The sequence below is a fragment of the Streptomyces seoulensis genome, from assembly GCF_022846655.1.
GTDB lineage: Bacteria > Actinomycetota > Actinomycetes > Streptomycetales > Streptomycetaceae > Streptomyces.
This window is the reverse complement of sequence record NZ_AP025667.1, coordinates 6,122,088-6,139,318: the sequence shown is the minus strand read 5'-3', so window position 1 is coordinate 6,139,318 and position 17,231 is coordinate 6,122,088. Positions and strand designations below refer to the sequence as shown.

The 17,231-nt window shown below is 71.6% G+C and carries 17 protein-coding genes and 1 riboswitch; of the genes, 6 read left to right on the top strand and 11 right to left on the bottom strand.

Annotated elements, in window-relative coordinates; translation table 11 throughout:
- Nucleotide 1: 1 nt before the first annotated feature.
- Nucleotides 2-195: riboswitch (cyclic di-AMP (ydaO/yuaA leader) on the bottom strand.
- A gap of 586 nt (nucleotides 196-781) precedes the next feature.
- The 4 genes from HEK131_RS28230 to HEK131_RS28215 all read left to right on the top strand — a co-directional run bounded on the left by HEK131_RS28230 (nucleotide 782) and on the right by HEK131_RS28215 (nucleotide 5,148).
- Nucleotides 782-1,792, top strand: a complete 1,011-nt coding sequence (locus tag HEK131_RS28230; RefSeq protein WP_217462985.1) for a polyprenyl synthetase family protein — start codon at nucleotides 782-784, stop codon at nucleotides 1,790-1,792.
- Nucleotides 1,793-2,012: 220 nt separating this feature from the next.
- The gene (locus tag HEK131_RS28225) at nucleotides 2,013-3,215 is read left to right on the top strand and encodes a LolA family protein (RefSeq protein WP_244337630.1); all 1,203 of its coding nucleotides are present in this window, start codon (nucleotides 2,013-2,015) and stop codon (nucleotides 3,213-3,215) included.
- Nucleotides 3,216-3,263: 48 nt separating this feature from the next.
- Entirely contained in the window at nucleotides 3,264-4,262 is a 999-nt protein-coding gene (locus HEK131_RS28220; RefSeq protein ID WP_244337628.1) for an ABC transporter ATP-binding protein, read from the top strand.
- Nucleotides 4,249-5,148 carry an ABC transporter permease gene (locus tag HEK131_RS28215; protein ID WP_244337626.1) on the top strand — a complete coding sequence of 300 codons (900 nt, stop codon included), beginning with the start codon at nucleotides 4,249-4,251 and terminating at the stop codon, nucleotides 5,146-5,148. Before HEK131_RS28220 ends, HEK131_RS28215 begins: the two co-directional genes overlap by 14 nt.
- Nucleotides 5,149-5,155: 7 nt before the next feature.
- Here HEK131_RS28215 and HEK131_RS28210 read toward each other — a convergent pair whose 3' ends face one another.
- Nucleotides 5,156-5,737 (bottom strand): flavodoxin family protein, encoded by a 582-nt coding sequence (locus tag HEK131_RS28210; RefSeq protein WP_244452166.1) that lies wholly within the window; start codon nucleotides 5,735-5,737, stop codon nucleotides 5,156-5,158.
- A 195-nt stretch (nucleotides 5,738-5,932) separates the two neighbouring features.
- On the opposite strand from HEK131_RS28210, the gene HEK131_RS28205 reads away from it, so the two are divergent.
- Nucleotides 5,933-7,006: a hypothetical protein gene (locus tag HEK131_RS28205; protein ID WP_244337624.1), complete on the top strand. Its 1,074-nt coding sequence runs from the start codon at nucleotides 5,933-5,935 to the stop codon at nucleotides 7,004-7,006.
- Nucleotides 7,007-7,013: 7 nt separating this feature from the next.
- On the opposite strand, the gene HEK131_RS28200 is transcribed toward HEK131_RS28205, so the two are convergent.
- From HEK131_RS28200 to HEK131_RS28185, 5 genes are all read right to left on the bottom strand, one after another.
- On the bottom strand, nucleotides 7,014-7,409 hold the full coding sequence (locus tag HEK131_RS28200; RefSeq protein WP_244337622.1) for a hypothetical protein: 396 nt from the start codon (nucleotides 7,407-7,409) through the stop codon (nucleotides 7,014-7,016).
- A gap of 11 nt (nucleotides 7,410-7,420) precedes the next feature.
- Nucleotides 7,421-7,894: a VOC family protein gene (locus HEK131_RS28195; protein ID WP_244337620.1), complete on the bottom strand. Its 474-nt coding sequence runs from the start codon at nucleotides 7,892-7,894 to the stop codon at nucleotides 7,421-7,423.
- 7 nt (nucleotides 7,895-7,901) lie between these two features.
- Nucleotides 7,902-8,129, bottom strand: a complete 228-nt coding sequence (locus HEK131_RS30375) for a hypothetical protein (RefSeq protein WP_432215714.1) — start codon at nucleotides 8,127-8,129, stop codon at nucleotides 7,902-7,904.
- A 79-nt stretch (nucleotides 8,130-8,208) separates the two neighbouring features.
- Nucleotides 8,209-9,165, bottom strand: a complete 957-nt coding sequence (gene rarD, locus HEK131_RS28190; protein WP_244337618.1) for an EamA family transporter RarD — start codon at nucleotides 9,163-9,165, stop codon at nucleotides 8,209-8,211.
- Between the two features lie 154 nt (nucleotides 9,166-9,319).
- Nucleotides 9,320-10,174 carry an SDR family oxidoreductase gene (locus HEK131_RS28185; RefSeq protein ID WP_244337616.1) on the bottom strand — a complete coding sequence of 285 codons (855 nt, stop codon included), beginning with the start codon at nucleotides 10,172-10,174 and terminating at the stop codon, nucleotides 9,320-9,322.
- Nucleotides 10,175-10,278: 104 nt separating this feature from the next.
- Between HEK131_RS28185 and HEK131_RS28180 the strand changes: the two genes are divergently transcribed.
- Nucleotides 10,279-10,677 carry a winged helix-turn-helix transcriptional regulator gene (locus HEK131_RS28180; protein ID WP_244337614.1) on the top strand — a complete coding sequence of 133 codons (399 nt, stop codon included), beginning with the start codon at nucleotides 10,279-10,281 and terminating at the stop codon, nucleotides 10,675-10,677.
- Nucleotides 10,678-10,692: 15 nt separating this feature from the next.
- Here HEK131_RS28180 and HEK131_RS28175 read toward each other — a convergent pair whose 3' ends face one another.
- The 5 genes from HEK131_RS28175 to HEK131_RS28155 form a co-directional block, all read right to left on the bottom strand.
- A complete protein-coding gene (locus HEK131_RS28175; RefSeq protein ID WP_217462978.1) occupies nucleotides 10,693-11,751 on the bottom strand; it encodes a 2-oxoacid:ferredoxin oxidoreductase subunit beta in 1,059 nt (352 codons plus the stop codon).
- On the bottom strand, nucleotides 11,744-13,672 hold the full coding sequence (locus tag HEK131_RS28170) for a 2-oxoacid:acceptor oxidoreductase subunit alpha (protein WP_244337612.1): 1,929 nt from the start codon (nucleotides 13,670-13,672) through the stop codon (nucleotides 11,744-11,746). Before HEK131_RS28170 ends, HEK131_RS28175 begins: the two co-directional genes overlap by 8 nt.
- 150 nt (nucleotides 13,673-13,822) lie before the next feature.
- Nucleotides 13,823-14,482 carry a response regulator transcription factor gene (locus HEK131_RS28165; RefSeq protein WP_279614292.1) on the bottom strand — a complete coding sequence of 220 codons (660 nt, stop codon included), beginning with the start codon at nucleotides 14,480-14,482 and terminating at the stop codon, nucleotides 13,823-13,825.
- A gap of 81 nt (nucleotides 14,483-14,563) precedes the next feature.
- The gene (locus HEK131_RS28160; RefSeq protein ID WP_244337610.1) at nucleotides 14,564-15,883 is read right to left on the bottom strand and encodes a sensor histidine kinase; all 1,320 of its coding nucleotides are present in this window, start codon (nucleotides 15,881-15,883) and stop codon (nucleotides 14,564-14,566) included.
- Between the two features lie 105 nt (nucleotides 15,884-15,988).
- Nucleotides 15,989-17,188 carry a sensor histidine kinase gene (locus tag HEK131_RS28155; protein ID WP_244337608.1) on the bottom strand — a complete coding sequence of 400 codons (1,200 nt, stop codon included), beginning with the start codon at nucleotides 17,186-17,188 and terminating at the stop codon, nucleotides 15,989-15,991.
- Nucleotides 17,189-17,231: the final 43 nt, after the last annotated feature.

Below are 17,231 nucleotides of genomic sequence, written 5' to 3'. Positions count from 1 at the left end.
AAGTTCCTCTCCGTCGCCTGCGAGGTGAGCTGTCGGGTTCGGGCGGGGAGGTGCCCGGCCGCGTCGTCCCCGGTGCCCGTCGGACACCGGGGACGAAATGGCTTCACCCCGAGCCGTTCCGGCGCGACATGTGTCGGCCGGTCCGGCGGCTTACCTGGGTCCCCCGCTCCTGCCGTACGAATGAGTTCGTGAATGGGTGTGCCAGGCGCGGCAGGATTCGGCGTTCGCCTGACAGGGCGGGAACGTATGCGACCGCACATGTCCGGAACAAGTACTTGATTCACCCAAAGACCTAGTTGACCTTGCTCTGTCCCAATTGGCCTACTTGATCCTTTGCGGTCGCCAATCCTCAACTTCCTTACCGGGCACGGTAAGAAGGGGGTGAGAGGGGGGTTTGCGCGGGTAGGCGCGAGGTGACGGTCCGCGTGAGCCAACTCACGGAATCGCAAAATACGCAAAATCAGACATGGGGGATTATGTGGATTTGAGCCGTCTGTGGGTATTAGGGAGTGTCGGTCCCCCTGGGGCGGAACCTCTGGGACGCTCCCGTTCGTTGGCTCGGTGTGACTCCCCGAGTGCCGGACCGTCCGACCGACTCCCCCCATATCGGTTCTTGTCCACCCATCCGGCACATGCCGGACGAAAACCGATACCTCATGAGCTGGACCGGTGGGTGCGATCGGTGATCCAAAGAGGACCGGATACGCTGACTTGACTGATGGCAGCGACCTATCGACAAGCCGTGAAGTCGCCAGCAGACACCAGCAGACAGGAGAACCTCGTGACCGTCGTCGGGCCGTTCGGGCTGAGCGTGCGGGACCAGGCACTGGAAGCCGATGTCCAGGCCGGACTGACGGCTGTCGAGGCGGGCCTGCTAGAGGCCACCAAGAGCGAGGTCCCCTTCATCACCGGGTCCGCCCAGCACCTGGTGCGGGCCGGCGGCAAGCGGTTCCGTCCGCTGCTCGTGCTGCTGTCCGCCCAGTTCGGCGACCGGCACGCCCCGCGCATCGTGCCCTCGGCCGTCGTCGTCGAGCTGACCCACCTGGCCACGCTCTACCACGACGACGTCATGGACGAGGCGGCCGTGCGGCGCGGCGTGGACAGCGCCAACACCCGCTGGGGCAACTCCGTCGCCGTGCTCACCGGTGACTTCCTCTTCGCCCGTGCCACGCAGATACTCGCCGATCTCGGCCCCGAGGCCGTCCGCGTGCAGGCCCTCGCCTTCGAGCGCCTCGTCACCGGCCAGATACTGGAGACCGCGGGTCCCCAGGACGGCCGCGACCCGGTCGAGCACTACCTCGACGTCCTCTCCGGCAAGACCGGCTCCCTGGTCGCCGTGTCCTGTCGCTTCGGCGCCATGATGTCCGGCGCCGACGAGAGCGTCGTCGACGTGCTCACCCAGTACGGCGAGCGGCTCGGCGTCGCCTTCCAGCTCGCCGACGACGTGCTGGACATCGCCTCCGACTCCGCCGAGTCCGGCAAGACGCCCGGCACCGACCTGCGCGAGGGCGTCCCCACGCTGCCCGTGCTGCGGCTGCGCGAGCGCGCCGCCCGGCTCGGCGAGCCCGGCGACCTCGCGCTGTGCGAGCTGCTGGACTCCGACCTCACCGACGACGCCCGGCTCGCCGAGGCGCTCGCCGCGCTGCGCGCGCACCCCGCGCTGGAGCAGGCCCGCCGCGACGCGGTGCGGTACGCGGAGGAGGCCCGCGCCGCCCTCGCCCCGCTGAAGGACTGCACCGCCAAGACGGCCCTGATCGAGCTGTGCGACGCGGTGGTCCACCGGGCCGGCTAGGGCGCCCTGCCCGACCCCTACGGGTCGGCGCGGGTGTCCGGTCCGTACGTCATACCGCAGGTGTACGCCGAGTTGGCTCCGTGGGCTGACGCTTGAGGACTGCGGAGTTGGTGTGATGGGAACCAGGGAAACCACCACTCCTCACCGATTCGGGTGAGAATGGCGGCTCAGGTGGACCACAGCGAGCGCAGCCGCCGCCGACGACGGAGGTAAGGCACACATGGCACCGTACGAATCCGACCACGCGACCGGCACCGGACCCGACGAGGACCCGCGTTCCGGACGCCGCAAGGCCGCCCGGTACGTCGTGCCCGTCGCGGTGGTGGGTGTCGCGGCGGCCACCATCGGGCTGGTCCCGGCGCTCGCCGCCTCCGGCGACCCGGACCTGCCGGAGATCAGCGCCCAGCAGCTCATCGAGAAGATCGCCAAGTCCGACGTCCAGCAGATGTCCGGCACCGTCAAGGTCAGCACCGACCTGGGCCTGCCCGACCTCGGTGCCCTGCAGAACGGCATGGGCTCCGAGGGCCGGGGCGACGGCTCCTCCGCCGACCCGCGGACCAAGCTCACCGAGCTGGCCTCCGGCACCCACACCCTGCGCGTGGCCGCCGACGGCCCCGAGCGGCAGAAGGTCTCGCTGCTGGAGCGGGACGCCGAGTACAGCCTCATCCACGACGGCAAGGACGTGTGGGGGTACGACAGCGCGAGCAACGAGGTCTTCCACACCACCGCGCAGCACTCCGGCGAGAAGGGCGACAAGCGCGGGCACCAGCCGTCCGCCACGCCCGACGACTTCGCCGAGGAGGCCCTGAAGTCGGTCGACGACACCACCTCGGTCACCGTCGACGGCACCACCCGGATCGCCGGCCGTGACGCCTACAAGCTGGTCATCAAGCCCAAGCAGGCCGGCTCCACCGTCCGCGCCGTCACCATCGGCGTCGACGCCAGGACCGGACTGCCGCTGAAGTTCACCCTCACCCCGAAGAGCGGCGGCGCCGCCGTCCTCGACGCGGGCTTCACCAAGGTCTCCTTCGCCGCGCCGCCCGCCTCCACCTTCGACTTCCGCCCGCCCAAGGGCGCGAAGGTGACCGAGCAGAAGCCGGGCGAGGAAGGCGAGCGGGAGCACGTGCCGGGGCTCGGCGAGGAGTTCGCGCCGGGCGGTCTGAAGGGCGCCGACACCATCGGCGAGGGCTGGACCACCATCGCCAAGTTCGACACCGGTGCCGAGGGCGGGCCCACCAGCTCCCAGGAAGGCGCGGTCGACGGCTTCCTCGGCTCGCTCGGCGACCAGGTCTCCGGCGACTTCGGCAAGGGCACGGTCTTCTCCACCCGCCTGGTCAACGCCCTGATCACCGACGACGGCACGGTCTACGCGGGCGCGGTGACCAAGGAAGCCCTGGTGAAGGCGGCCGACGCCGCCGAGTGACCCTCCGGGGCGCCAGGCCCCGGGGCCCGACGAAGCGAGGGGGAGCCGATGGAGCGACCGTCCGCCGCCGGACGGGTCACGGGCGAGCCCGGCTCCCCTCCCGGCCAGGACGAGGCGGCGCCGGTCATCGCCACCCGCGGACTCACCAAGCGGTACCGGGGCGGACAGCTCGCCGTGGACGGTCTCGACCTGACCGTCCCGGCGGGCAGCGTCTTCGGCTTCCTCGGCCCCAACGGCTCCGGCAAGACCACCACCATCCGCATGCTGATGGGCCTGATCGACCCGACCTCGGGCACCGCCCACGTCCTGGGCCGCCCGATGCCCGGCGCCACCCGCGCCGTGCTGCCCGAGGTCGGCGCCCTCATCGAGGGCCCCGCGCTCTACGGCTTCCTCTCCGGCCGGGACAACCTGCTGCGCTACGACGCCGCCGACCCGGCCGCCGACCCCCGCACCCGGCGCGCCCGCGTCGCCGCCGCGCTGGAGCGGGTGGGGCTCGCCGCGGCCGGGGGCAAGAAGGCCAAGGCGTACTCCCTCGGCATGAAGCAGCGCCTCGGCCTCGCCGCCGCCCTGCTCCGGCCGCGCCGCCTGCTCGTGCTGGACGAGCCCACCAACGGTCTCGACCCGCAGGGGATGCGGGAGATCCGGGGCCTGATCCGTGAACTGGCCGCCGACGGCACCACCGTCTTCCTCTCCTCCCACCTCCTCGACGAGATCGAGCAGGTCTGCACCCACGCGGCCGTGATGACCCGCGGCCGGCTCGTGATCCAGGGCGCGGTGGACGACCTGTCCGCCGGGGCGCGCGGCCGGCTCGCCGTGACCACCCCGGACCCGGCGGAGGCGGCCCGCGTGCTCGAGGAGCAGGGCGCCACCGACCTCAGCGTGACCGGTGAGACGGTCACCGGGGAACCGCCCGCGCGCGACCTCGCCGAGGTGAACGCGGCCCTGGTCGCGGCGGGCGTGCGGGTACGGGGATTCACGCTGGAGCGTGCCTCGCTGGAGGACGCCTTCGTGGCACTGACGGGGGAGGGCTTCGATGTCGCGGGCTGAGACGACCGGGGCGCCGGCCACCGAGGCGGCGCGTCCCACCGCGCTGCGGCCGCTGTGGACCCTCGGGCTGCTGCGCAGCGAGCTGGTCACCACCCTGCGCCGCTGGCGCACCCTCGTGCTGCTCGCGGTGCTGGCGGCGGTGCCGGTGCTGATCGGGATCGCGGTGCGGGTCGAGACGGGGGACGGCGGCCCGTCGGACGGGGGCGGGGGCGGTGGTCCGGCGTTCATCGCGCAGGTCACCAACAACGGCCTGTTCCTGGTCTTCACCGCGCTCGCGGCGACCCTGCCGTTCTTCCTGCCGATGGCGGTCGGGGTGATCGCGGGGGACGCCGTCGCGGGTGAGGCCGGCGCGGGCACGCTGCGCTATCTGCTGGTCGCCCCGGCGGGCCGTACCCGGCTGCTGCTGACCAAGTACGCGACCGTCCTGGCCTTCTGCCTGCTGGCCACCCTGGTCGTCGCCGTCTCCGCGCTGGCCGCCGGCGCGCTGCTGTTCCCGCTCGGTGAGGTCACCACGATCTCCGGCACCCGGATCGGCTTCGGCGAGGGCCTGCTCCGGGCGCTGCTCATCGCCCTGGCCGTCGCGGCCTCGCTGATCGGCGTGGCGGCGCTCGGGCTGTTCGTGTCGACGCTGACCAACAGCGGTATCGCGGCGATGGCGACCACCGTGGGACTGCTGATCACGGTCCAGATCCTCGACCAGATCCCGCAGCTCCACGCCGTCCAGCCCTACCTGTTCTCGCACTACTGGCTGTCCTTCGCCGACCTCCTGCGCGACCCGGTCCTCTGGGACGACCTGCGCAGGAACCTCGGGCTCCAGGCGGTCTACGCGGCGGTGTTCGGCACGGCCGCGTGGGCGCGGTTCACGACGAAGGACATCACGGCGTGAGCAGGGTTCAGCGGCCCGGGAAGCGGGCGAGGGGCGCCTCCCGCGCGAAGAAGGTCTTCGCGCGGGCCAGCGCCTCGGTGTCGCCGCGTACGTCGCCGGGTCCGCTGCCGTTGCCGAGCAGGACGCCGCCGAAGCGCATCTTCAGGTAGGCGGCGGAGTTGTTGAGGGTGCCGACGAGCGGCTCGGCGACCGAGGGGTCCCGGTCCGCGAGCGCCGTCACGCCCCACAGGGTCCGGCCCGCCATGGCGTCCTTGAAACCGGCGCCGGGGATGCGCAGCCAGCCCGACCAGTGGTCCAGGTACCGCTTGGTGAGGCTGGACACCGAGTACCAGTACAGCGGCGAGGCGATCACCACGTCCGTGGCGGCGAGGGTGGCGTCCAGCAGCATCCCGGCCGGGGTGTCGGCGGCGGGGCGTACGTGGTCGCTGTCGTGCCGCAGGTCCTCGGCCTCGGGCAGCGGGAGCCCGGCCAGCCGGACCCACTCCTGCTCCACCCCCTCGGGCAACTGCTCGGCTGCGGCACGGGCGAGGAACTCGGTGTTGCCCTGGGTGCGGGCGCTGCCCAGGACGAAGAGGAAACGACGGCTCATGGGGACCTCGGGGGCGCGTGCGGGTGAAGCCACGATAGATCTGTACGCATCTTATGCACATGCAAGTATCCCTCGGCAAGGACGGCTGGTGCGAGGCTGTGACGTCGCGGTGACGCGCGGGATGAGGCGGGCGGCGAGACTGGTTGTCAGGAGGCGTACGACCGGAGCGCGGCGCCGGGGGAGTGAGGGAAGCGGATGTCTCGACTGAGTTTCGAGAAGCGGCGCGGGGACCGGTCGGTCCAGGTCCGCGTCTCGGCCACCGGCACGGCATCCGTGTCGGGCACCCCGGTCCCGCGGGCTCCGGGCGAGGACATCCACGACGCCGTCCTCAACCACCTCCACCACCTGGCCACGGTCCATGGCACCCCGATACGGGCCACCATCCACGACGACGCGGCGGGCTGCCTGGTCCCGCTGGAGATCGCCCCCGACGGCACGACCCGGATGACGGGGACGCCGACGCGGTTGCCCGCGGCGCCGGGGACCGTGCAGCCGCCTCGGGGCGTTTTCGGGCCGCCGCCGGTGATGGGGGCGGGCCCGGCCGGGCCGGCGCCTTCGGCGAAGGGGGCACCGGTGCGGCCGACGGCGCCCGCGCCTTCGGCCGAACGGATACCTGACCCCCTTTCCGCACCCGCCGGCCACTCTCGGCCTCAGCCCGCGTCCGGCTCCCGGACCGAGCCGGGCCCCGAACTCGTCCTCGGCCCCAAGCCGGTCCCCGAACCCGACCCCGAGCCCGTTCCCCCGAGCCGTTTCGACGCCATCGCGGAGGAGATGCTCGCGGAGACGCCCGTGGCCGAGAGCGCGGAGGGGGCCCAGGCGTGGGCCGGTGCGTGGCAGCGGATCGGGGAGGCCGTGAGCGAGGGCCGGGTGGAGCGGGCGGCCGAGCTGGCGAGCCGTGCGGTGGCCGACGCGTCCGGCGCGCTGGGGCCGCGTCATCCCGAGGTGCTGCACCTGCGCGAACTGTCCGCGTACATCGCGTACCTGACCGGCGACCCGGCCCGCGCCTTCGCCCTCTCCCTGGACCTGGCCCGCAAGCGCGCGGAGGCGGGCGACCCGGCGACGGCGTACGGCAACGTACGCAGTGCGGCGACGGCATGGCGCGCGGTGCGGGACCCGGAGCAGGGGCTCCGGATGGGCCGCGACCTGATCGACGTGTGGACCTCGCTCGCGGCCGGGCCGGGTCCGGCCGCCGCCGACCCCCGCCCGCTGGAGTCGGCCCGTACCCGGATGACCCGCCTGACGGAGCGCGCGGCCGCGGCCGACGCGTGAGGTCACCTCACCGTAGGGCCGTGCCCTCGCAGCTCTCCGCGGCGCGCACCACGCCGAGGATCACGGGATAGTCGGTGATCTGCTGGTTCGGCCCCGGCCGGGTGTGGCAGATCTTCCACTCGGCCGGGTCGTCCACCGAACGCCCCTTCCCGCTCACGTCCTTGAGGGTGACCTCGGTGTCGGGGCCCATCTGCTCGACCGCGCGGCCGGCGTTGCCGCCGGTGACGTCCGGCATGGAGGCGGTGACCGGCTGGGGGTTCGCACCGACGGACTTCGAGGCGGCGGGCTTCGAGGCGGTCGGGGTGTCCGCCGGGCGGTCCGCCACGGACGCCCCGGCGCAGGCGGTGGCCGAGGCCAGCAGCGCGACGGTGAGGACGGGTCTCAGCAACTTGGTCATGGTCATGCCTATGTCTACTACTGGACGCAGAACTCGTTCCCCTCAGGGTCCGCCAGAACGGTCCACGACCCGCCGGGCTCACTCACCTCACGCAGTACGGTCGCCCCCAGCGCGGTGAGCCGCGCCACCTCCTGCGGCCTCCGCTCCGGGCCGGCGTGGACGTCGAGGTGCAGACGGTTCTTGCCGCCCTTCGCCTCCGGCACGCGCTGGAAGAGCAGCCGCCGCCCCAGCCCCGTCCCCGTCCCCGGGTCGTGCGGGTCGTCGGGATGACGTACGGCCACGAGATCCCGGAAGGCCGGCCGCCCGTGGTACTCGACCGTGGCCTCCCCGGACAGCGCCCCGGACGACAGCAGCCGTTCGATCAGCGCACTGTTGTCCTCGGGCTCGTAGTGCAGCGCGGCCCCCCAGAAGTCGGCCTGCGCATGCGGGTCGACCGCGTCGACCACGACCTTCCAGTGCAGCGGCTCGGGCCGCGATGAAGAAGTAGCCATGCAGCCCTTATAGCGCCGACCAGCGCCGACCACCCACCGAAGCGCCCGCTCGCCACACCTTCCCGCGACCGGGTCCGGTGCCCTCAGGGCGACCGGTAGACCCCGCCGGGCGTACCGCGCGCCCAGGCCGCGTACTCCTCGAAGCCCAGGTTGCCGATGCGTCGATGGCCGCCCCCGCCCAGGCCGGATCGACGACGAAGTGGAGGTGCGCCCCGTGCTGCCGCAGTGCCGCCATCACGCCCCGCCAGGCCCGGTCGTCGCCGTGGTCGGTCCTGATGACCACCGCGTCGAAGTCACCGCGGGTCCCCAGTCGGTCAGACATCGACCGCGTCCACCGCCGCCGCGGCCGGGTCCGTCGGGCGGGACGTCGCCACCACGCGTGCCCGGTGCGCGGAGCGCATCGCGTCCGCTGTCAGGAGGATCAGGGCCAGCCACACCAGGGCGAAGCCCGCCCAGCGCTCGGGCGGCATCGCCTCGTGGAAGTAGAGGATGCCGAGGAGGAACTGGAAGACGGGGGCCAGGTACTGGAGGAGGCCGAGGGTGGAGAGGGGGACGCGGATCGCGGCGGCGCCGAAGCAGACCAGGGGGAGGGCCGTCACGATGCCGGTGGAGGCGAGGAGGGCGGCGTGGCCGGGGCCTTCCGTGGCGAAGGTGAGGTCGCCGTGGGTGCTCAGCCAGATCAGGTACGCGAGCGCGGGGAGGAACTGGATCGCGGTCTCCGCGGCCAGGGACTCGACCCCGCCGAGGCCGACCTTCTTCTTCACCAGCCCGTACGTGGCGAAGGAGACGGCGAGGCAGAGGGAGATCCACGGCGGCTGCCCGTATCCCACGGTCAGCACGACCACCGCGGCGAAGCCGACGCCGACCGCCGCCCACTGCGTCGGCCGCAGCCGCTCCTTCAGCAGCAGCACGCCCAGCGCGATGGTCATCAGCGGATTGATGAAGTACCCGAGTGACGCCTCGACCACGTGACCGGAGTTCACAGCCCAGATGTAGACGCCCCAGTTCACGGTGATGACGGCGGCGGCCACCGCGATCAGCCCGAGACGGCGCGGCTGCCGCAGCAGCTCGCCCGCCCAGGCCCAGCGCCGGACGACCAGCAGCGCGACGGCGACGAAGACGAGGGACCACACCATCCGGTGGGCCAGGATCTCCATGGCGCCGGCCGGTTTCAGCAGGGGCCAGAAGAGGGGGACGAGCCCCCACATGCCGTAGGCGGCGATGCCGTTCAGCAGCCCTATTCGGTGTTCACCCTTGGACGTCCCGGCCACGGGCTCCTCCTTCTCGCACTTCGCGACGCGAGAACCTCGCGCATTCCGCCACGCGAGAACGAAGGTAGCGCCGCCCCGCCCCGCCTGTCATGCCCGTATCGCCATACGGTCATGACCGGGGGGCCGGGACGGCACCCGGAAGCCCCTCAGCCCTTCAGTCCTTAAGTGCTGCTTCCACCGCCACCGCCAGCGGCGTCGTCGGGCGCCCGATCAGGCGCGACAGCTCCCCGCCCGGCACCACCAGCTCGTCCCGCGCAATCGACGCGTCCACCCCGACCAGCATCTCCGCGAGCGCGTCCGGCAGCCCCGCACCGGCCAGGATGCCCTTGAGGGTCTCCCCGGACACGGACCGGTAGCTGATCGTCCGGCCCGTCCGCGCGCTCAGCTCGGCCGCGTACTCGGCGAAGCCCCACGCCTCGTCGCCGCCCAGCTCGTACGTGGTGTTCTCGTGCCCCTCGCCGGTCAGCACGGCGACCGCCGCGGCGGCGTAGTCGGCGCGGGCGGCCGAGGAGACGCGGCCCTCGCCCGCGGCCGTGACGACGGCGTCATGGGCGAGCACGGGGGCCAGGTTCTCGGTGTAGTTCTCGTGGTACCAGCCGTTGCGCAGCAGCGAGTACGGCAGCCCGGAGGCGAGCACCGCCTTCTCCGTGGCCCGGTGGTCGTCGGCCAGCGTCGCGGTCAGGGTGCCCGGCGCGCTGGTGTACGCGAGCAGCGCCACCCCGGCCGCCTTCGCCGCGTCGATGACGACCTGGTGCTGGGCCACCCTGCCCTTGTCGAACTCGTTGCCCGAGATCAGCAGCACCTTGTCGCCGGCCGAGAAGAGGCCGTCGAAGGTCTCGGGGGCGTTGTAGTCGGCGACGGCGATCCGCACACCGCGCTCCGCGAAGCCGGCGGCCTTCTCCTTGTCCCGTACGACGGCGGTGATCTCCTCGGCGGGAACCCGCTCCAGCAACTGGGCCACGACGTGGCGGCCGAGGTGTCCGGTGGCTCCGGTGACGACGATGCTCATGGTCTCTCCTCAGATGGACTTCAGATGGACTCCGTAGGTGCGTCACTAACCCTAAGAAGGGCGCTAACCAAAAGACAGTACCCACTTTCAAGTAAGGTACTGGCATGACGGTAAGCAACGAGGTCGGCGAGGCCCTGTGTCCGTACCGGCTGGTGCTGGAGCATGTGACCAGCCGCTGGGGCGTGCTCGTGCTCATCGAGCTGCTGGAGCGCTCCTACCGGTTCGGGGAGCTGCGGCGGGCGGTCGGGCGCGGGAGCGGGCGGAGCGTCAGCGAGAAGATGCTCACCCAGACCCTCCAGACCCTGGAGCGCGACGGCCTGGTGCACCGGGACGCCAAGCCCGTCATCCCGCCCCGCGTCGACTACTCCCTCACCGTCCTCGGCCGCGAGGCGGCCGAGCAGGTCAGAGGTCTGGCCGCCTGGACCCGCGACCGCATGGAGCAGGTGGAGACGGCCCGCCGCACATACGACGAGGTCCGGGAGGAGCGCTCCCGGACCTCGTGAGGCACCGCGCCGGACTCAGCCGACGACCGTCCAGGTGTCCCCGCCCGCCAGCAGCGTGGCCAGGTCGCCCTTGCCCTGCTGCTCGATCGCGGTGTCGAGCTGCTCGGACATCAGGCTGTCGTAGACCGGCCGGTCCACCGCCCGGAACACCCCGATCGGGGTGTGGTGCAGGGTGTCCGGGTCGGCCAGCCGGGACAGCGCGAACGCCGTGGTGGGGGAGGCCGCGTGCGCGTCGTGCACCAGCAGGTCGGCCTCGTTGTCCGGGGTCACGGTGACGACCGTCAGCTCCCCGGTCCGGTCCCGTACGACCCCGCGCTCCCCGTCCGCGCCGAACCGCACCGGCTGCCCGTGCTCCAGCCGGATCAGCGCCTCCTCCGCCCGCTGGTTGTCCTTGAGGGCGTCGAAGGCACCGTCGTTGAAGATGTTGCAGTTCTGGTAGATCTCGATCAGCGCCGTGCCCGGATGGTCGGCGGCCGCCCGCAGCACCTCGGTCAGGTGCTTGCGGTCGGAGTCGATGGTCCGGGCGACGAACGACGCCTCCGCGCCCAGCGCCAGCGACACCGGGTTGAACGGCGCGTCCAGCGACCCCATCGGCGTCGACTTGGTGATCTTGCCGAGTTCCGAGGTCGGGGAGTACTGGCCCTTGGTCAGCCCGTAGATCCGGTTGTTGAACAGCAGGATCTTGAGGTTCACGTTGCGGCGCAGCGCGTGGATCAGATGGTTGCCGCCGATGGAGAGGGCGTCACCGTCACCGGTCACCACCCACACCGACAGGTCCCGCCGCGAGGACGCGAGCCCCGTGGCGATGGCCGGGGCGCGGCCGTGGATGGAGTGCATCCCGTAGGTGTTCATGTAGTACGGGAACCGGGAGGAGCAGCCGATCCCGGAGACGAAGACGACGTTTTCCTTCGCCAGCCCCAGTTCCGGCATGAACCCCTGTACGGCCGCCAGGATCGCGTAGTCACCGCAGCCGGGGCACCAGCGCACCTCCTGGTCGGACTTGAAGTCCTTCATCGACTGCTTGCCCTCGGCCTTGGGCACCAACTGGAGCAGCTCGCGTGCGGAGTCAGTCATCGATGGCCTCCTTGAGCGCGGTGGCGAGCTGTTCCGCCTTGAACGGCATGCCGTTGACCTGGTTGAACGAGCGGGCGTCGACCAGGTACTTCGCCCGGATCAGGGTGGCGAGCTGCCCCAGGTTCATCTCCGGGACCACCACCTTGTCGTACCCCGCCAGCACCTCGCCGAGGTTTGCCGGGAAGGGGTTGAGATGGCGCAGGTGCGCCTGCGCGATGGACTCGCCGGCCGCGCGCAGCCGCCGTACCGCCGCGGTGACCGGGCCGTAGGTCGAACCCCAGCCCAGCACCAGCGTCCGCGCGCCGTCCGGGTCGTCCACCTCGACGTCGGGCACCTCGATGCCGTCGATCTTGGCCTGGCGGGTGCGGACCATCAGGTCGTGGTTGGCCGGGTCGTAGGAGATGTTGCCCGTGCCGTCCTGCTTCTCGATGCCGCCGATGCGGTGCTCCAGACCCGGTGTGCCCGGCACCGCCCAGGGGCGGGCCAGCGTGTGCGGGTCGCGCTTGTACGGCCAGAAGACCTCGGTGCCGTCCTCCAGGGTGTGGTTCGGTCCCTGCGCGAACTGCACCTGCAGATCAGGGAGTTCGTCCAGGTCCGGGATGCGCCACGGCTCCGAGCCGTTGGCCAGGTAACCGTCGGAGAGCAGGAAGACCGGGGTGCGGTAGGTCACCGCGATCCGGGCCGCCTCCAGCGCCGCGTCGAAGCAGTCGGCCGGGGTGCGCGGGGCCACCACCGGGACCGGCGCCTCGCCGTTGCGCCCGTACATCGCCTGGAGCAGGTCGGCCTGCTCGGTCTTGGTCGGCAGACCCGTCGACGGGCCGCCGCGCTGGATGTCGATCACCAGCAGCGGCAGCTCCAGCGAGACCGCGAGACCGATCGTCTCGCTCTTGAGCGCCACGCCGGGACCGGAGGTCGTCGTCACCGCGAGCGAACCGCCGAACGCCGCGCCCAGCGCCGCGCCGATGCCCGCGATCTCGTCCTCCGCCTGGAAGGTCCGCACACCGAAGTTCTTGTGCTTCGACAGCTCGTGCAGGATGTCGGAGGCCGGGGTGATCGGGTACGAGCCCAGGAACAGCGGCAGATCCGCCTGCCGGGAGGCGGCGATCAGCCCGTAGGCCAGGGCCAGGTTCCCGGAGATGTTGCGGTAGACGCCCGGCGGGAAGGCCCGCGCGGCCGGGGCCACCTCGTAGGAGACGGCGAAGTCCTCCGTCGTCTCACCGAAGTTCCAGCCCGCCCGGAAGGCGGCCACGTTGGCCGCCGCGATGTCCGGCTTCTTGGCGAACTTGGTGGTCAGGAACTTCTCGGTGGCCTCGGTGGGCCGGTGGTACATCCAGCTCAGCAGCCCCAGCGCGAACATGTTCTTGCTGCGCTCGGCCTCCTTGCGGGAGAGGTCGAACTCCTTCAGCGCCTCGACCGTGAGCGTGGTCAGCGGCACCGGATGCAGGTGATAGCCGTCCAGCGAGCCGTCGTCCAGCGGGGACCCGGCGTACCCCACCTTCTGCAGGGCGCGCTTGGTGAACTCGTCGGTGTTGACGATGATCTCGGCGCCGCGCGGCACATCGCCGATGTTGGCCTTCAGAGCGGCCGGGTTCATGGCGACCAGCACGTTCGGCGCATCGCCCGGAGTGAGGATGTCGTGGTCGGCGAAGTGGAGCTGGAAGGACGAGACGCCGGGCAGGGTGCCGGCGGGGGCGCGGATCTCTGCGGGGAAGTTGGGAAGGGTGGAGAGGTCGTTGCCGAAGGACGCGGTCTGAGAGGTGAACCGGTCCCCGGTGAGCTGCATGCCGTCACCCGAGTCCCCCGCGAACCGGATGATCACCCGGTTCAGGCGCCGCACGTCCTTGGCACCGCCCGGTCTGCGCTGCTCTTCGTCGGCGTTCTCGTCGGCCTGCTCCGCTGGGCTGCTGACCTGACTGGTCACTGAACTGGACCTCCTTCGAGGCGGCCGTCCGGGGGCGGTCTTCCCCCGGACCAATCCCAGGATCAACCCTACGTCGCTTAGGGTCGGCTTCCGAGGATCGCTGCGTATCTCCCGCTATATGGACTTCCTACGCCGTCCAGTCTCGGTCCGTCAGGAGTTCAGGTAGGTCAGCACCGCCAGAACACGCCGGTGGTCTCCGTCGCTCGGGGTCAGCCCCAGCTTCATGAAGATGTTGCTGACGTGCTTCTCCACCGCGCCGTCGCTCACCACGAGCTGCCGGGCCACGGCCGAGTTGGTCCGCCCCTCCGCCATCAGCCCCAGCACCTCCCGCTCGCGCGGGGTCAGCGCGGCCAGCACGTCCTGCTTGCGGCTGCGGCCCAGCAACTGCGCCACCACCTCGGGGTCCAGCGCCGTACCGCCCGAGGCGACCCGCTCCACCGCCGCGACGAACTCCCGCACGTCGGCGACCCGGTCCTTGAGCAGATAACCGACGCCCCGGCTGGAACCGGCCAGCAGTTCGGTGGCGTAGCGCTCCTCCACGTACTGTGACAGAACCAGCACCCCGAGCTCCGGATGGCGCCCGCGCAGCTCCACGGCGGCCCGCACCCCCTCGTCGGTGTGCGTCGGCGGCATCCGCACGTCCGCCACCACCACGTCCGGCAGCTCGTCCCGGCCGGCCAGCTCCGCGATGGTGGCGAGCAGCGCCTCCGCGTCCGCGACCCCGGCCACCACCTCGTGACCGAGGTCGGTCAGCAGCCGGGTCAGCCCCTCCCTGAGCAGCACCGAGTCCTCGGCGATGACCACGCGCACCCTGTTCTCCACGATTCCCCGAGCCCCCACACGCCTGCCGACAAGGAGGCCCAGCATTCCAGCAATCCGGTCCGGGCGTCCTCAGGTCCGCCAGGGCAGCTCGGCCGTGATCACGGTCGGCCCGCCGGGCGGTGAGTCGACCACCAGGACGCCGTCCACCGCTCCGAGGCGTTCGGCCAGCCCCGCGAGGCCCGACCCGTGTGCGGCGTCCGCTCCGCCGATTCCGTCGTCTTGGATTTGGAGCATGAGGTGGTGGGGGGTGTGCCAGAGGTCGAGGGTGGCGGTGTGGGCGTGGCTGTGTTTGCTGATGTTCTGGAGGAGTTCGCTGGCGGTGTAGTAGGTGATGCCTTCGATGGCGGGTGCGGGTCGGGTGGGGAGGTCGACGGTGAGGGTGACGGGGACGGTGCAGCGGGTGGCGATGGCGGAGAGTGCCGCGTCGAGTCCTCGGTCGGTGAGGACGGCGGGGTGGATGCCTCGGGCGAGGTCGCGGAGTTCTTTGAGGGCGGTTTTGACTTCGCCGTGGGCTTCTTCGACCATGCGGGCGGCTGTTTCGGGGTCGTGGTGGAGTTTTTCCTTGGCGAGGCCGAGTCCCATGGCGAGGTTGACCAGGCGGGCCTGTGCTCCGTCGTGGAGGTCGCGTTCGATCCGGCGCAGGTCGGCCGCGGCGGTGTCGACGACCACACCCCGGTCCGACTCCAGTTCCTCCACCCGTGCCGTCAGCCGCGAGGGGCCGAGCAGCCCGCGCACCAGCAGCCGGTCCACCGTCGTGAGCCCCCGCAGCAGCCACGGCGTGACCAGCGTGAACACCAGCCCGATCAGCGCGGTCACCGTGATCTCGAAGGGGTTGTCCAGGTAGACGCTGTGATGCGCGTCCCCGTAGACCTGGATGCCGCCCTGCCCGGCCCACATCGGGAACACCCAGAACCACAGCGGGTACGTCAGCAGCGCCCAGCCGTACGTCCAGAAGCTGATCGCCACCGAGAACGAGAACACCGCCCACGGGAAGTGGACCAGCGCGTACACCAGGTGCCGCCAGGACGAGCCGCTCTTGAGCACCGCGCCCAGCCAGGGCAGCAGCCCCGGTCCGCTGGGCCGCAGCGGCTCCGGCGTGGCCACCCGCACCTTGAGCAGCCCGCGCGCCCGCGCCCGCTCCAGCGCCCCGAAGCCCCGGCAGCCGACCAGGGCCAGCGCCAGCACGGGCACCCCGACGAAGGTCACCAGCAGGCCGGCGCCGAGCGAGACCATCGTGACCGTCCAGACGAACAGGGCGATGGCCACCGGCAGTCCGAGCAGTACGTATCCCAGCTCCCGCCAGGTGCGGGCCTCCAGGGGAGCGCGTAGCGCGGCGGGGACGCGGTGGTGGTCCCGCGCTTCCCGGTACGGCGTGTAGGGCGTGGCCATCGGTGTCGTCCCCGTTCTCCTCGTGGTGGCTTGCCCGCTCAGCGTGCCCGTCCGCACCGGGCGCGGACCATGGCGTGCGTCCCCGTCTCGGACAGGGGGTTTTCCCTACCGTCCGGCGCCGTGCTCGTCGTCCCGGTCCCGCCAGGGCACCTCGGCGGTGATCACGGTGGGTCCGCCCGGCGGTGAGTCCACGACGAACACCCCGTCGACGGCTCCGAGGCGTTCGGTGAGTCCGGCGAGGCCGGATCCGTGTGCGGGGTCGGCTCCGCCGATTCCGTCGTCTTGGATTTGGAGCATGAGGTGGTGGGGGGTGTGCCAGAGGTCGAGGGTGGCGGTGTGGGCGTGGCTGTGTTTGCTGATGTTCTGGAGGAGTTCGCTGGCGGTGTAGTAGGTGATGCCTTCGATGGCGGGTGCGGGTCGGGTGGGGAGGTCGACGGTGAGGGTGACGGGGACGGTGCAGCGGGTGGCGATGGCGGAGAGTGCCGCGTCGAGTCCTCGGTCGGTGAGGACGGCGGGGTGGATGCCTCGGGCGAGGTCGCGGAGTTCTTTGAGGGCGGTTTTGACTTCGCCGTGGGCTTCTTCGACCATGCGGGCGGCTGTTTCGGGGTCGTGGTGGAGTTTTTCCTTGGCGAGGCCGAGTCCCATGGCGAGGTTGACCAGGCGGGCCTGTGCTCCGTCGTGGAGGTCGCGTTCGATCCGGCGCAGGTCGGCGGCGGCGGTGTCGACGACCACACCCCGGTCCGACTCCAGCTCGGCTATCCGGCGCTCCAGCTCGTCCGACGGCGCCAGCAGCGCCCGCGCCAGCGCCCGGTCCACGTTGGACAGACCCCGCGCCAGGAACCCCAGCACCGGCCACAGCACGAAGAGCGAGGTCAGCACCGTGCAGAAGGTCAGCACGCCCCAGGGCAGCCGGATCAGGCAGTAGAGCAGCGAGCGCCAGCCCACCGGATCGCGCAGTGCCAGCCACAGCCGCCTCACCGCCCCGCCGCTGCGGGCGAACGGCAGCGGCGACGGCTCCGGCACCCGCACCCCGAGCAGCGCGCGGACCCGCGCCCGCTCCAGCCGGCCCAGCAGCCGGGCGCCCAGCAGGGAGCCCGCCAGCAGCGGCAGCCCGAGTACCGTGACGGTGAGGCCCCCGCTCACGGACAGCACGGTGACCGCGTAGGTGAAGCCCACCACCGCCAGCGGCAGGTTCAGCAGGAGATGCAGGATCTCCTTCCAGGTGTGCGCGTCGAAGGCGAGCCGGGCGGGCGGCGGACGGTCGGCTTCGCCGGCCGGTCCGGCGGCGGTAGCGGGAGCGGTCATGGCGGTCAGCCTGCCGTGCCCGGCGGGCCGCACGCCATGCGGT